Origin of the sequence: Bradyrhizobium sp. Ce-3 (assembly GCF_022835695.1) — a bacterium.
Classification (GTDB): domain Bacteria; phylum Pseudomonadota; class Alphaproteobacteria; order Rhizobiales; family Xanthobacteraceae; genus Bradyrhizobium.
Genome location: NZ_BQUV01000007.1, coordinates 71,866 through 85,380, shown reverse-complemented (window position 1 = coordinate 85,380; position 13,515 = coordinate 71,866). Strand labels below are relative to the sequence as shown.

Sequence of the window (13,515 nt, the reverse complement as noted above, 5' to 3'; positions counted from 1 at the left end):
TGGAGCGCAAGGGATTTGCGGCGCCGGTTCTAAATCTATCTCAGATGGCTCGGTTTGCGGAACATTAATTCAGTGTCATTCAAACCGACTATCCGACCCGAGTGGTATGTGGGAAATTAACACATCCGACGCAAGCTTCCACGCGCGGCCGAATGTCGCTCTGGCCTAGCATTTATAGGCAAAACGGCGCTGCCGCCGCTACAAATTGTCACAAATTCCGCAGCACCGAGGCCGGCTTCTGGTTCAGCGCCAGCAGCGTTCCCGCCAGCCCCAATCCGACGGTGACGACCAGCGCGGCGACCACGACCAGCGCGGCGCTGCCGGCCTGCCAGATGAAACTCAGCGTCATCAGCCGCGTCACGATCAGCCAGGCCGCGATCGAACCGGCGATCACCCCGAATATGGCGGTTGCAAAACCGATCATCAGATACTCCAGCGCGTAGGCGCCGAGCAATCGCACCCGGGTGGCACCGAGCGTCTTCAGGATCACGGCGTCGTAGACGCGGTGGCGGTGCCCGGCGGCGAGCGCGCCGCCCAGCACCAGGATCGCCGAGATCAGCGTCACGGCGCTGGCGCCGCGGATCGCCAGCACCAGATTGCTGACCACGGTGCCGACCGTCTCCAGCGCCTCGCGGACCCGCACGCTGGTCACCATCGGGAACGCATCGGCGACCTGCTTGATGATGTGCGCGTCGCCGGTGTTGTCGGCATGCGGTTCCGTCAGCGTCGCGACATGGCTGTGCGGCGCGCCCCTGAAGGCATTCGGCGAGAACACCAGCACGAAATTGATGCCGAGACCCTGCCAGTCGATGCTGCGCAGATTGGCGATCTTGGCCGGCACGTCGCGGCCGAGCACGTTGACCACGATCTCGTCGCCGATCTTCAAGGACAGGCCGTCGGCGATCTTCTTCTCCATCGAGACCAGGGGTGGTCCGCTGTAATCCGGTCCCCACCATTCGCCCTCGACGATCTTCGATCCCTTGGGGATCTCGCCGGTATAGGTCAGGCCGCGGTCGCTCTGCAGGACCCATTCCGAATCGACCGATGGCTTGAGCTGGTCGGCCTTGACGCCGCGCGCGGCGACGATGCGTCCGCGCAGCATCGGCACGTCCTCGACGGTCGAGCCGGGCGCGATCTGCGCCAGGAAGCCGGCGAAGCGGTCGGCTTCGGGGGAGGGGATGTCGATGAAGAAGAACGACGGCGCCCGCTCGGGCAGCGCCGCCAGAAACTGCCGGCGCAGATTGCCGTCGATCTGGGTGATGGTGACGAGCACCGCGAGCCCGAGCCCCAGCGACAGCACCACCGACGGCGTCAGCGCGCCCGGCCGGTGGATGTTGGCGATCGCCAGCCGCAGCATGGTCAGGCGGCTGCGCGGCAGCCGCCGCGCCACCGCCATCAGGATTTCGGCGATCCCGCGCAGCAGCAGGAACACCGCGATCGACGCGGCGACGAACACGGTGGCGACCCGCTTGTCATAGGCCAGCCCGATCGCAACCCCGATCAGCAGCGCGATCACCACGGTCATCAGCGCGAGATAGCTCCAGCGCGGGCGGTGCCACTCGCTGGTAACGGTTTCGCGGAACAGCGCGGCGACCGGCACGTCATGGACCCGGCCGAGCGGCCACAGCCCGAACGTCAGCGCGGTGAGCTGGCCGTAGAGGAAGGACAGCGCGAGCTCGTCGGGATGCAGGGCCGGCACCACCGGCAGCGGCAGCAGCTTGCCGAACAGCCCGACGATGACGAAGGGCAACGCGGCGCCGAGCACCAGCCCGATCACCGAGCCGATCCCCGCCAGCACCACCACCTGGGTGCAGTAGATCGTGAAGACGTCGCGGCCGGTGGCGCCGAGCGCCTTGAACGAGGCGATGACGTCGCGGCGGCGGTCGATATGGCTCTTCACCGCATTGGCGACGCCGACGCCGCCGACCAGCAGGGCGGCGAGGCCGACCAGGGTCAGGAACTGGGTGAAGCGGCTGATGGTGCGCTCGAGCTGCGGCGAGGCGTTGCTGCGGCTGCGGACCTCCCAGCCGGCCTCCGGCGCGGCGCTGCGCGCGCCGTCGATCAAGGCTGTGGTGGCGCGATCGTCGTTGGCGCCGTCGGGCAGCTTCACCCGGTAGATCCAGCGCACCAGGCTGCCGGGCTGCAGCAGGTCGGTGGCGCGCAAACTGGCTTCGCTGACCAGGAAGCGCGGACCGAGGCCGACGCCGCCGGCGAGCTTGTCGGGCTCGGCCGCCACCACGCTGCGGATCTGGTAGGTCGCGCTGCCGATGGTGACGCGGTCGCCGAGCTTGAGGTCGAGCCGCGCCAGCAGCGTGGAATCGGCAGCCGCGCCAAAAACGCCGTCGCGCTCAGTGAGCAGGTCGCCGATCGGCATGTTCGGCTCGAGCGTCAGCTCGCCGAGCATCGGATATTGGCCGTCGACCGCCTTGAGCTCGACCAGCGCCAGCTTGCCGTCAGCGCTGCGCGCCATCGCGCGCAGCGTGGCCGCGACCGAGACCTCGCCGCGGGTGCGCAGATAGGCGACCTCCTCGGGCTTGGCCTCGCGCGAGATCAGCGAGAAGGCGACGTCGCCGCCGAGCAGCGTGCGGCCTTCGCGCGACAGGCCGTCGCCGAGGCTCGCGGCGACCGAGCCGACGCCCGCGATCGCCATCACGCCGAGCGCGATGCAGGCGATGAACACGTAGAAACCGCGGAGGCCGCCGCGCAGTTCGCGCAGCGCGTAACGGAAGGCAAGCGACGACGCGCGGCTCTGCAGCGCGACTTCAGACGCAATGCTCATGGGGTGGCAAAGCTCATGTCGTTGATTGTCCGTCGATGCGGCCGGAGCGCAGCCGCACCACACGATCGCAGCGCTGCGCGAGCGCGAAGTCGTGCGTCACCAGCACCAGCGTCATGCCGCGCTCGGCGTGCTTGGTGAACAGCAGGTCGACGATCTGCTTGCCGGTGGTCTCGTCGAGATTTCCGGTCGGCTCGTCGGCGACGAGAATCGCGGGATCGGGCGCCAGCGCACGCGCGATCGCGACGCGCTGCTGCTCGCCGCCGGAGAGTTGCGTCGGATAGTGATGCAGGCGTTCGCCGAGACCGACCGATTGCAGCTCCTGCGCGGCGCGCGCCGCCGCATCAGGATTGCCGGCGAGCTCGAGCGGCACGGCGACATTCTCCAGCGCCGTCATGGTCGGGATCAGATGGAACGACTGGAAGACGATGCCGACCTGACGGCCGCGGAAGCGCGCCAGCGCATCTTCATCGAGGGCATTGAACGAGGTGCCGTCGACGACCACCTCTCCGCTGTCAGGACGTTCGAGCCCCGCCATCACCATCAGCAAGGTCGACTTGCCCGAGCCCGACGGGCCGATCAGGCCGATGGCCTCACCCGCTGCCACACGAAGGCTGATATCCTTGAGGATATGAACCCGTGCCGCGCCGGCGCCGAGCGAGAGATTGACGTTCCTGACGGCAATGGTGTCCGGCTCGACGTCGGTCAGTGAAGAGGATGCGATGAGACTGTCCATGGTTCGGTCATATGGCACTTCCGCGGCTGCGGTCGAGGGCCGGTTGAGAATCTTCGTGCACATACTCGTGTTGCTTATGGGCTTGATGACGGCGGCAAATGCGCAGACGCCAGCACCGCAAAAAGGTCCGGCGAGGACGATCAAGATGGTGGTTCTCGGCGATTCCCTGAGCGCCGGCTACGGCCTTCCGGCCGACGCGGCATTTCCGGTTCGGCTGCAAAAAGCCTTGGAAGCCAAAGGGATAAAGGTCGAGATGACCAATGCCGGGGTGTCCGGCGACACCGCCTCGGGCGGCCGCGAGCGGCTCGACTGGTCGGTGGCCGAGGGAACCGATGCCGTGATCGTCGAGCTCGGCGCCAATGATGCCCTGCGCGGCATCGATCCCGCGGTGACGCGTGCCGCGCTGTCCGACATCATCACAAAGTTGCAGGCGCGCAAGATCGCCGTGCTCTTGTGCGGCATGCTCGCGCCACCGAACTACGGCAGTGAGTATGCAGCGAAGTTCAACGCGATCTATCCGGATCTCTCGAAGTCCCTCGGCGTGCCGCTGTACCCGTTCTTTCTCGACGGTGTTGCTGCTAATCCGAAGATCAACCAGGCCGACGGCATGCATCCGACAGCAGAAGGTGTGGACATCGTTGTGAAGAATATCCTGCCCACGGTGGAGGCATTTCTCGGCGCATTATCAGGGCAACGCAGTTGAAACGCAGGCAGCGATCGGCGTTGTGTCCGTAGGTTTACGAGCTGTTAACCGGTCATGCTTCGCAGAGTCACATATCTCGGGTACAAATAAGCATCGGTGATTCGTCGCCGGGCTGTTACAGGGGTGCGGGCTCCCAAAACCCGCGCCAAGCATCGAGGACTATAGCGATGCCGCGTCTGTTCACTGGACTGGAAATTCCGGCCGAGATCGGCCAGACACTTTCCAATTTGCGTGGTGGCCTTCCAGGCGCACGCTGGATCGATCCCGAAAATTATCACGTCACCCTGCGCTTCATCGGCGACATCGATGGTCTCTGGGCCAACGAGATCGCGACGATGTTGTTTCGGGTGAACCGCAAGCCGTTCGAGGTCAAATTGCAGGGCCTGTCGAGCTTCGGCGGACGCAAGCCGCGCGCGGTGGTTGCCGCCGTCGAGCCGAGCCGGCCGCTGATCGAGCTGCAGGCTGAGCTCGAACGGATGATGCAGCGGATGGGGCTCAATCCGGAGGGCAGGAAATTCACGCCACACGTGACGCTCGCGCGTCTGCATGACGCGTCGAGCCAGGATGTTGCGGATTATCTGTCCGTGCGCGGCTACTTCCCGAGCCGCAGCTTCATGGCGGACCGCTTCGTGCTGTTCTCGTCGCGCGCGTCGACAGGCGGCGGCCCTTATGTGGTCGAGGATTCCTACGCGCTCTGCGCGTAAGGGATCGCAGATCGCAGTGCTAGGCACCTGGCAAGGCCGTGTGGCCGGCCGTGGTATGCAAGGGTTCGCGCTTGCATACCCCGTTGGCACAATTCACGGCTTGCAATTTGCCGCGCAGTAGGGCCGTAAGGTGGGCTCATGTTGTCCACCTCGCCCGCCAATTCGTTCCTCGAACACTACAAGTCCCTGGTCGCCTCCGGCGCGATCGAGGCTGATCCTGCGCAGGCGTACGCCGCCGAGGCGTTCGGCGCGCTGGAGGAGCGGCTCGCAAGCTACAAGCCGCAGCGCAAGCAGGGCCTGTTCGGCCGGCTGTTCGGCGGCAACGGGGACGACAAGCCGCCGCGCGGGCTCTACGTCCATGGCGAGGTCGGCCGCGGCAAGACCATGCTGATGGATCTGTTCTTCCAGCAGAGCCCGGTCGAGCACAAGCGCCGCGCGCATTTCCACGAATTCATGGCCGAGGCGCATGAGCGGATCTACGGCTATCGCCAGCAGATCGCGCGCGGCGAGATATCAGACGGCGACGTGATCGCGCTCACCGCGCAGGCGATCTTCGACGAAGCCTGGCTGCTCTGCTTCGACGAATTCCACGTCACCGATATCGCGGACGCGATGATCCTCGGGCGGCTGTTCGCAAAGCTGTTCGAGCTCGGCACCGTGGTGGTCGCGACCTCGAACGTCGCGCCTGAGGATCTCTACAAGGGCGGCCTCAATCGCGCGCTGTTCCTGCCGTTCATCGCGCAGATCTCCGACCACATGGACGTGCTGCGTCTCGATGCGCGCACCGACTTCCGGCTGGAAAAACTGTTTGGTGTCAAAATGTGGCTGGTGCCGGCGGATGCAGCCGCCGATGCCGAGCTCGATGCGGCCTGGCGCAAGATGACCGGCAACGCGCCGTGCAAGTCGCGCGACATCGCGATCAAGGGGCGCGTGCTGCACGTGCCGTGCTCGGCGCACGGCGTCGCGCGCTTCAGCTTTGCCGAGATCTGCGAGAAGCCGCTTGCCGCGTCCGACTACCTCAGGCTCGCGCACGACTACCACACGATCCTGATCGACCACATTCCGGTGATGGATTACGCCGAGCGTAACGCCGCCAAGCGCTTCATCTCGCTGATCGACACGCTCTATGACAATGCCGTGAAGCTGATGGCTTCGGCCGAAGCCGATCCGGTGTCGCTGTACCTTGCGGACGACGGCGTCGAGGCGATGGAGTTCAAGCGCACATCGTCGCGCCTGATCGAGATGAGCTCGGAATCCTACCTCGCTCTGCCGCACGGCCGGAAGGACTCGTCGGCGAGCGGGTCGTCGACCGGCCTGGTCGAGACCTGAAATCCAGCCGTGAAATTCGGTCTCGAAATTCGGTCTTGCGCGCGATCCGGATCGGAGCAACTTTTCGTGTCTCCGGGACGGATGCCGCTGGCATGCCTGATCGAATTGCAGGCAGGGCCCGCGATCGGGCAGGCCGCGACTTGAATGGATCATTCGAAAGGGATAACCACCCTTGCAACCGACTTCCCTCCCTCCTGCACCAGTTCAAAGGACTGATTTCCCATGGCACGCGACAAGATTGCACTGATTGGCTCCGGACAGATCGGCGGAACGCTGGCGCACCTCGTCGGCCTCAAGGAACTCGGAGACGTCGTGCTGTTCGATATCGCCGAGGGCGTGCCGCAGGGCAAGGCGCTCGACATCGCGCAGTCGTCGCCGGTCGACGGCTTCGACTCCAACCTGGTCGGCGCCAACTCCTATGAAGCGCTCGACGGCGCCAAGGTCTGCATCGTCACCGCCGGCGTGCCGCGCAAGCCCGGCATGAGCCGCGACGATCTGCTGTCGATCAACCTCAAGGTGATGGAGCAGGTCGGCGCCGGCATCAAGAAGTACGCGCCCGACGCCTTCGTCATCTGCATCACCAACCCGCTGGATGCGATGGTGTGGGCGCTGCAGAAGGCCTCCGGCCTGCCGCACAAGAAGGTGGTCGGCATGGCCGGCGTGCTCGACTCCGCGCGCTTCCGCTATTTCCTGGCCGACGAATTCAACGTCTCGGTCGAAGACGTCACCGCCTTCGTGCTCGGCGGCCACGGTGACACGATGGTGCCGCTGACCCGCTACTCGACCGTTGCCGGCATTCCGCTGCCCGACCTCGTCAAGATGGGCTGGACCTCGCAGGCGCGCATCGACGAGATCGTCGATCGTACCCGCAATGGCGGCGCCGAGATCGTCAACCTGCTGAAGACCGGCTCGGCCTTCTACGCGCCGGCGGCTTCGGCGATCCAGATGGCCGAGAGCTATCTGAAGGACAAGAAGCGCGTGCTGCCCTGCGCCGCCTATCTCAACGGCGAGTACGGTGTGAAGGACATGTATGTCGGCGTGCCCACCGTGATCGGCTCCAAGGGCGTCGAGCGCGTCGTCGAGATCGAGCTCGCCGGCAAGGACCGTGAGGCCTTCGACAAGTCGGTCGGCGCGGTGCAGGGCCTGGTCGATGCCTGCAAGAAGATCGCGCCCGATCTGCTCGGCAAGTAATCTCATTCGGCAATGACCCGATAGGCGATTTCAATCGCCTGTCGGGTGCAAGATGATGAAATTCGAGCAGATTTTGTAGTTGCGCGGGCTCTGGTATATGGTATGCCACGTCAAGGCTGACGTGAAGTTCGCCGCACGAGGGTTTGGGAGCGTCTTTCCATGAATATCCACGAATACCAGGCCAAGGCTCTGCTGCATGAATTCGGCGTGCCGATCTCGCGCGGCGTTCCGGTGCTGAAGCCGGAAGAGGCCGACGCGGCGGCCAAGCAGCTGCCCGGCCCGATCTGGGTGGTGAAGAGCCAGATCCATGCTGGCGGCCGCGGCAAGGGCAAGTTCAAGGAAGCATCAGCCGGCGACAAGGGCGGCGTCCGCATCGCCAAGTCGGTCGCCGAGGTCGACGAATTCGCCAAGCAGATGCTCGGCGCCACGCTGGTCACGGTGCAGACCGGCCCGCACGGCAAGCAGGTCAACCGCCTCTACATCGAGGAAGGCTCCGACATCGACAAGGAGTTCTACCTCTCGATCCTGGTCAACCGCGAGACCTCCGAAGTGTCCTTCGTGGTGTCGACCGAAGGCGGCGTCAACATCGAGGAAGTCGCGCATTCGACCCCGGAGAAGATCGTCTCGTTCTCGGTCGATCCCGCCACCGGCATCATGCCGCACCACGGCCGCACCGTCACCGAGGCGCTGAAGCTGAAGGGCGATCTCGCCAAGCAGGCCGAGAAGCTGACCGGTCAGCTCTATGCCGCCTTCGTCGCCAAGGACATGGCGATGCTCGAGATCAATCCGCTTGTCGTCACCAAGCAGGCCCAGCTCCGCGTGCTCGACGCCAAGGTGTCGTTCGACAGCAATGCGCTCTATCGGCACCCCGACGTCGTCGTGCTGCGCGACGAGACCGAGGAAGACGCCAAGGAGATCGAGGCGTCGAAATACGACCTCAACTACGTCGCGCTCGACGGCACGATCGGCTGCATGGTCAACGGCGCCGGCCTTGCCATGGCGACCATGGACATCATCAAGCTCTACGGCATGGAGCCGGCGAACTTCCTCGACGTCGGCGGCGGCGCCAGCGCGGAGAAAGTCGCGGCCGCGTTCAAGATCATCACCGCCGATCCGAACGTGAAGGGCATCCTGGTCAACATCTTCGGCGGCATCATGAAGTGCGACGTGATCGCCGAGGGCGTGGTCGCCGCGGTGAAGCAGGTCGGTCTCAAGGTGCCGCTGGTGGTGCGCCTCGAAGGCACCAATGTCGAACTGGGCAAGAAGATCATCCGCGAGAGCGGTCTCAACGTGCTGCCCGCCGACAATCTCGATGACGCCGCACAGAAGATCGTGAAAGCCGTCAAGGGAGGCTAACGATGGCCGATCATCTCGACGCCCCGACACCGCTGGAGGAACACCGCAAGCTCGCGGTTTTCGCGGGCGAGTGGAACGGCGACGAGACGGTCTATCCGTCGCGCTGGACCGCCGGCGGTCCGGCGACCTCGCACGTCACGGCGCGCATCGCGCTCAACGGCTTCTATTTGATCCAGGACAGCGTGCAGAGGCGCGACGGCAAGGAGAGCTTCGCCACCCACGGCGTCTTCACCTACGACCGCGACGATCGGGCCTACCGATTGTTCTGGCACGATTCGCTCGGCTACTACCCGCCGTCGCCGGCCTCCGGTGGCTGGGCAGGCAAGTCGCTGATCCTGGTGCGCGGCTCGCTGCGCGGCAATGCCCGTCACGTCTACGAGGTCGTCGACGACAATACCTACAACATGAAAATCCAGTTCTCGCCTGACGCGGAAGGGTGGGCCGATGTGCTCACCGGCGTGTACCGGCGTATCCACTAAACCCTTCCCGTCTCGCGAAAGCATCCCATGTCCATTCTGATCGACAAGAACACCAAGGTCATCTGTCAGGGCTTCACCGGCAAGAACGGTACGTTCCACTCGGAAGCGGCGATCGCTTACGGCACCAAGATGGTCGGCGGCGTGGCGCCGGGCAAAGGCGGCCAGACGCATCTCAATCTGCCGGTGTTCGACACCGTCGCGGACGCGCGTGCCAAGACCGGCGCCGACGCCAGCGTGGTCTACGTCCCGCCGCCGGGTGCGGCGGACGCGATCTGCGAGGCGATCGATGCGGAGATCCCGCTGATCGTCTGCATCACCGAGGGCATCCCGGTGCTCGACATGGTGCGCGTGAAGCGCTCGCTGTCCGGCTCGAAATCGCGCCTGATCGGACCGAACTGCCCCGGCGTGATGACTGCCGGCGAGTGCAAGATCGGCATCATGCCGGCCAACATCTTCAAGCCCGGCTCGGTCGGCATCGTCTCCCGCTCAGGCACCCTGACCTATGAAGCGGTGTTCCAGACCACCCAGGAAGGCCTCGGCCAGACCACCGCGGTCGGCATCGGCGGCGACCCGGTCAAGGGCACCGAGTTCATCGACGTGCTGGAGATGTTCCTGGCCGACGAGAAGACCAAGTCGATCGTCATGATCGGCGAGATCGGCGGCTCCGCCGAGGAAGACGCCGCCCAGTTCCTCAAGGACGAGGCCAAGCGCGGCCGCAAGAAGCCGATGGTCGGCTTCATCGCCGGTGTCACCGCACCTCCCGGCCGCCGCATGGGCCATGCCGGCGCCATCATCTCCGGCGGCAAGGGCGACGCCGGTTCCAAGACCGCGGCGATGGAAGCCGCCGGCATCAGGGTGTCGCCGTCGCCGGCGCGGCTCGGGCACACGCTCGCCGAGATGCTGAAGTAACCGCCCGTCGGGCGAAGTTCCCTTTCGAGGTTTTGGCGTATTTGGGGCGGGTTCTCTTTGGGGAACCCGCTCTTTTATTGCGTTTTGCGGCCGGAATGCCGTTCAATAAAATATGAAAATAAGTTCATTTCTTAGTTCTTTTAGGCAGGAATATCCGACCTAGATAGGGTAAAGGGTATCCATCCAGCCGGCGCACTTCCAGACCGGCATCAGCGCCGTCTCCTACGCGCGAACCGAAAAAAATCACCAGGACTGCCCCATGTCTCGCCAAGACGCGAACGCCGCTTTTGCACTCTCATCATTCCTGCAGGGCACCAACGCCGCCTATATCGACGATCTCTACGCCCGCTACGAGCAGGATCCGTCGTCGGTCGACGCCGAATGGCAGGATTTCTTCAAGAGCCTGAAGGACGCTCCCGCCGACGTCCAGAAGAACGCCGAGGGCGCCTCCTGGGGCCGCGCCAACTGGCCGGTGACGCCGCGCGACGAGCTGACCTCGGCGCTCGACGGCAACTGGGCCCAGGTCGAGAAGGCGGTCGGCACCAAGCTCGCGGCCAAGGCCCAGGCCAAGGGCGCCGAGCTGTCCGACGCCGACGTGCATCAGGCCACCCGCGATTCGGTTCGCGCGCTGATGCTGATCCGCGCCTACCGCATGCGCGGCCATTTCCATGCCAAACTCGATCCGCTCGGCATCGAGGCGCCGCGCGATCGCGAGGAGCTCGACCCGCGCTCCTACGGCTTCACCGAGGCCGACTTCGACCGCAAGATCTTCCTCGACCACGTGCTCGGCCTCGAATACGGCACGCTGCGCGAGATCGTGCAGATCTGCGAACGCACCTACTGCCAGACCCTCGGCGTCGAGTTCATGCACATCTCGAACGCCGCGCAGAAGGCATGGATCCAGGAACGCATCGAAGGTCCGGACAAGGAGATCAGCTTCACGCCCGAGGGTCGCCGCGCGATCCTCAACAAGCTGATCGAGGCCGATGGCTTCGAGAAGTTCTGCGACACCAAGTTCACCGGCACCAAGCGCTTCGGCCTCGACGGCGGCGAATCGCTGATCCCGGCGCTCGAGCAGATCATCAAGCGCGGCGGCAATCTCGGCGTGAAGGAGATCGTCGTCGGCATGCCGCATCGCGGCCGCCTCAACGTGCTGACCCAGGTGATGGGCAAGCCACACCGCGCGCTGTTCCATGAATTCAAGGGTGGTTCGGCCAATCCGGACTCGGTCGAAGGCTCCGGCGACGTCAAGTATCACCTCGGCGCCTCCTCGGACCGCGAGTTCGACGGCAACAACATCCATCTGTCGCTGACCGCCAACCCGTCGCATCTCGAGATCGTCGATCCGGTCGTGATGGGCAAGGTGCGCGCCAAGCAGGATCAGCACGGCGATCCGCCGGATATGCGCATCTCGGTGCTGCCGCTGCTGATGCATGGCGACGCGGCGTTCGCGGGCCAGGGCGTGGTGGCGGAATGCTTCAGCCTGTCCGACCTGAAGGGCTACCGCACCGGCGGCTCGCTGCACTTCATCGTCAACAACCAGATCGGCTTCACCACCTATCCGCGCTACTCGCGCTCGTCGCCCTATCCGTCAGACGTCGCGAAGATGATCGATGCGCCGATCTTCCACGTCAACGGCGACGATCCTGAAGCCGTGGTGTTCGCGGCCAAGGTCGCGATCGAGTTCCGGCAGAAATTCCACAAGCCGGTCGTCATCGACATGTTCTGCTACCGGCGCCACGGCCATAACGAGGGCGACGAGCCGGCGTTCACCCAGCCGGTGATGTACAAGCGCATCGCCTCGCAACCGACCACGCTGGAGATCTACGCCAAGCGGCTGGTCGCCGACGGTGTGTTGACCGACGGCGAGGTCGAGAAGGCCAAGGCCGACTGGCGCGCGCGGCTCGACGCCGAACTCGAAGCCGGCTCTGGCTACAAGCCGAACAAGGCCGACTGGCTCGACGGCAAATGGGCCGGGTTCAAGTCGGCCGACCAGGAAGAGGACGCCCGCCGCGGCGTCACCGGCGTCGATGTCGCCGTGCTCAAGGACATCGGCCGCAAGATCACCAAGGTGCCGGACGGCTTCCGCGTCCACCGCACCATCCAGCGTTTCCTCGACAATCGCGCCAAGGCGATCGATACCGGGATCGGGATCGACTGGGCGACCGGCGAGGCCTTGGCGTTCTGCACATTGCTGCAGGAGGGCCATCATGTGCGCCTGTCCGGCCAAGATTCCGAGCGCGGCACCTTCTCGCAGCGCCATTCGGTCTTGATCGATCAGGAGGACGAGAGCCGCTACACGCCGTTCAACCATCTCGGCGGCGAAGACACCGGCCATTACGAGGTCATCAACTCGCTGCTGTCGGAAGAGGCGGTGCTCGGCTTCGAATACGGCTACTCGCTGGCCGAGCCGAATGCGCTGGCGCTCTGGGAAGCGCAGTTCGGCGACTTCGCCAACGGCGCGCAGGTGGTGTTCGACCAGTTCATCTCGTCGGGCGAACGCAAATGGCTGCGCATGTCGGGCCTCGTCTGCCTGCTGCCGCACGGCTATGAAGGGCAGGGGCCGGAGCACTCCTCCGCGCGCCTCGAGCGTTATCTGCAGATGTGCGCCGAGGACAACATGCAGGTGGTCAATCCGACCACCCCGGCGAACTACTTCCACGTGCTGCGGCGCCAGCTGCATCGCGAAATCCGCAAGCCGCTGATCCTGATGACGCCGAAATCGCTGCTGCGTCACAAGCGGGCGGTGTCGCGGCTCGACGAGCTCGGCAAGAACGCCACGTTCCACCGCATCCTGTACGATGACGCCCAGATGCTGCCGGACGAGCAGATCAAGCTGGTGCCGGACGACAAGATCCGCCGCGTCGTGCTGTGCTCCGGCAAGGTCTATTACGACCTGTATGAGGAGCGCGAGAAGCGCGGCATCGACGACATCTACCTGATGCGCGTCGAGCAGCTCTATCCGGTGCCGCTGAAGGCGCTGGTGCAGGAGCTCGGCCGATTCAAGAACGCCGAAGTGGTCTGGTGCCAGGAGGAGCCGCGCAACATGGGTTCGTGGCACTTCATCGAGCCCTATCTCGAATGGGTGCTGAACCAGATCAACGCCGCCAACAAGCGTCCGCGCTACGCCGGCCGTCCGGCGTCGGCGGCGACCGCCACCGGCCTGATGTCGAAACATCTCGCGCAGCTCAAGGCGCTGCTCGACGACGCACTGAACTAACGGCCTTCACTGAAGTCATGCCCCGCCTTGTGCGGGGCATCCGGTATCCCGCGTCATCCAGCACAGATGCTGTCGTCACGGAGTACCGGGTCGTCCGCTTTGGCGGGCGGTG

10 protein-coding genes are annotated in these 13,515 nt (G+C 64.9%); 8 read left to right on the top strand and 2 right to left on the bottom strand.

Annotated features, from left to right (window positions below):
- Nucleotides 1-208: 208 nt before the first annotated feature.
- The gene (locus tag BRSPCE3_RS23815; RefSeq protein ID WP_244068729.1) at nucleotides 209-2,779 is read right to left on the bottom strand and encodes an ABC transporter permease; all 2,571 of its coding nucleotides are present in this window, start codon (nucleotides 2,777-2,779) and stop codon (nucleotides 209-211) included.
- Between the two features lie 13 nt (nucleotides 2,780-2,792).
- Complete coding sequence (locus BRSPCE3_RS23810) at nucleotides 2,793-3,512, bottom strand: ABC transporter ATP-binding protein (RefSeq protein ID WP_244068728.1); 720 nt, start codon at nucleotides 3,510-3,512, stop codon at nucleotides 2,793-2,795.
- A 55-nt stretch (nucleotides 3,513-3,567) separates the two neighbouring features.
- On the opposite strand from BRSPCE3_RS23810, the gene BRSPCE3_RS23805 reads away from it, so the two are divergent.
- The 8 genes from BRSPCE3_RS23805 to BRSPCE3_RS23770 all read left to right on the top strand — a co-directional run bounded on the left by BRSPCE3_RS23805 (nucleotide 3,568) and on the right by BRSPCE3_RS23770 (nucleotide 13,403).
- Entirely contained in the window at nucleotides 3,568-4,215 is a 648-nt protein-coding gene (locus tag BRSPCE3_RS23805; RefSeq protein WP_244069043.1) for an arylesterase, read from the top strand.
- Nucleotides 4,216-4,382: 167 nt separating this feature from the next.
- On the top strand, nucleotides 4,383-4,919 hold the full coding sequence (gene thpR, locus BRSPCE3_RS23800; protein ID WP_244068727.1) for an RNA 2',3'-cyclic phosphodiesterase: 537 nt from the start codon (nucleotides 4,383-4,385) through the stop codon (nucleotides 4,917-4,919).
- Nucleotides 4,920-5,057: 138 nt separating this feature from the next.
- A complete protein-coding gene (gene zapE / locus BRSPCE3_RS23795; RefSeq protein ID WP_244068726.1) occupies nucleotides 5,058-6,248 on the top strand; it encodes a cell division protein ZapE in 1,191 nt (396 codons plus the stop codon).
- 222 nt (nucleotides 6,249-6,470) lie between these two features.
- Nucleotides 6,471-7,439 (top strand): malate dehydrogenase, encoded by a 969-nt coding sequence (gene mdh / locus BRSPCE3_RS23790; RefSeq protein WP_212020021.1) that lies wholly within the window; start codon nucleotides 6,471-6,473, stop codon nucleotides 7,437-7,439.
- A 159-nt stretch (nucleotides 7,440-7,598) separates the two neighbouring features.
- Nucleotides 7,599-8,795: an ADP-forming succinate--CoA ligase subunit beta gene (gene sucC, locus BRSPCE3_RS23785; protein WP_244068725.1), complete on the top strand. Its 1,197-nt coding sequence runs from the start codon at nucleotides 7,599-7,601 to the stop codon at nucleotides 8,793-8,795.
- Between the two features lie 2 nt (nucleotides 8,796-8,797).
- Nucleotides 8,798-9,274 (top strand): DUF1579 family protein, encoded by a 477-nt coding sequence (locus BRSPCE3_RS23780; protein ID WP_244068724.1) that lies wholly within the window; start codon nucleotides 8,798-8,800, stop codon nucleotides 9,272-9,274.
- Between the two features lie 27 nt (nucleotides 9,275-9,301).
- The gene (sucD, locus tag BRSPCE3_RS23775) at nucleotides 9,302-10,183 is read left to right on the top strand and encodes a succinate--CoA ligase subunit alpha (RefSeq protein ID WP_223977729.1); all 882 of its coding nucleotides are present in this window, start codon (nucleotides 9,302-9,304) and stop codon (nucleotides 10,181-10,183) included.
- A 259-nt stretch (nucleotides 10,184-10,442) separates the two neighbouring features.
- Complete coding sequence (locus tag BRSPCE3_RS23770; RefSeq protein ID WP_244068723.1) at nucleotides 10,443-13,403, top strand: 2-oxoglutarate dehydrogenase E1 component; 2,961 nt, start codon at nucleotides 10,443-10,445, stop codon at nucleotides 13,401-13,403.
- The last annotated feature ends 112 nt before the right edge of the window (nucleotides 13,404-13,515 follow it).

Coding starts and splice junctions, on each gene's coding strand:
- BRSPCE3_RS23815 (WP_244068729.1), bottom strand. CDS start 2,779: ATGAGCATTGCGTCTGAAGTCGCGCTGCAGAGCCGCGCGTCGTCGCTT.
- BRSPCE3_RS23810 (WP_244068728.1), bottom strand. CDS start 3,512: ATGGACAGTCTCATCGCATCCTCTTCACTGACCGACGTCGAGCCGGAC.
- thpR (WP_244068727.1), top strand. CDS start 4,383: ATGCCGCGTCTGTTCACTGGACTGGAAATTCCGGCCGAGATCGGCCAG.
- zapE (WP_244068726.1), top strand. CDS start 5,058: ATGTTGTCCACCTCGCCCGCCAATTCGTTCCTCGAACACTACAAGTCC.
- mdh (WP_212020021.1), top strand. CDS start 6,471: ATGGCACGCGACAAGATTGCACTGATTGGCTCCGGACAGATCGGCGGA.
- sucC (WP_244068725.1), top strand. CDS start 7,599: ATGAATATCCACGAATACCAGGCCAAGGCTCTGCTGCATGAATTCGGC.
- BRSPCE3_RS23780 (WP_244068724.1), top strand. CDS start 8,798: ATGGCCGATCATCTCGACGCCCCGACACCGCTGGAGGAACACCGCAAG.
- sucD (WP_223977729.1), top strand. CDS start 9,302: ATGTCCATTCTGATCGACAAGAACACCAAGGTCATCTGTCAGGGCTTC.
- BRSPCE3_RS23770 (WP_244068723.1), top strand. CDS start 10,443: ATGTCTCGCCAAGACGCGAACGCCGCTTTTGCACTCTCATCATTCCTG.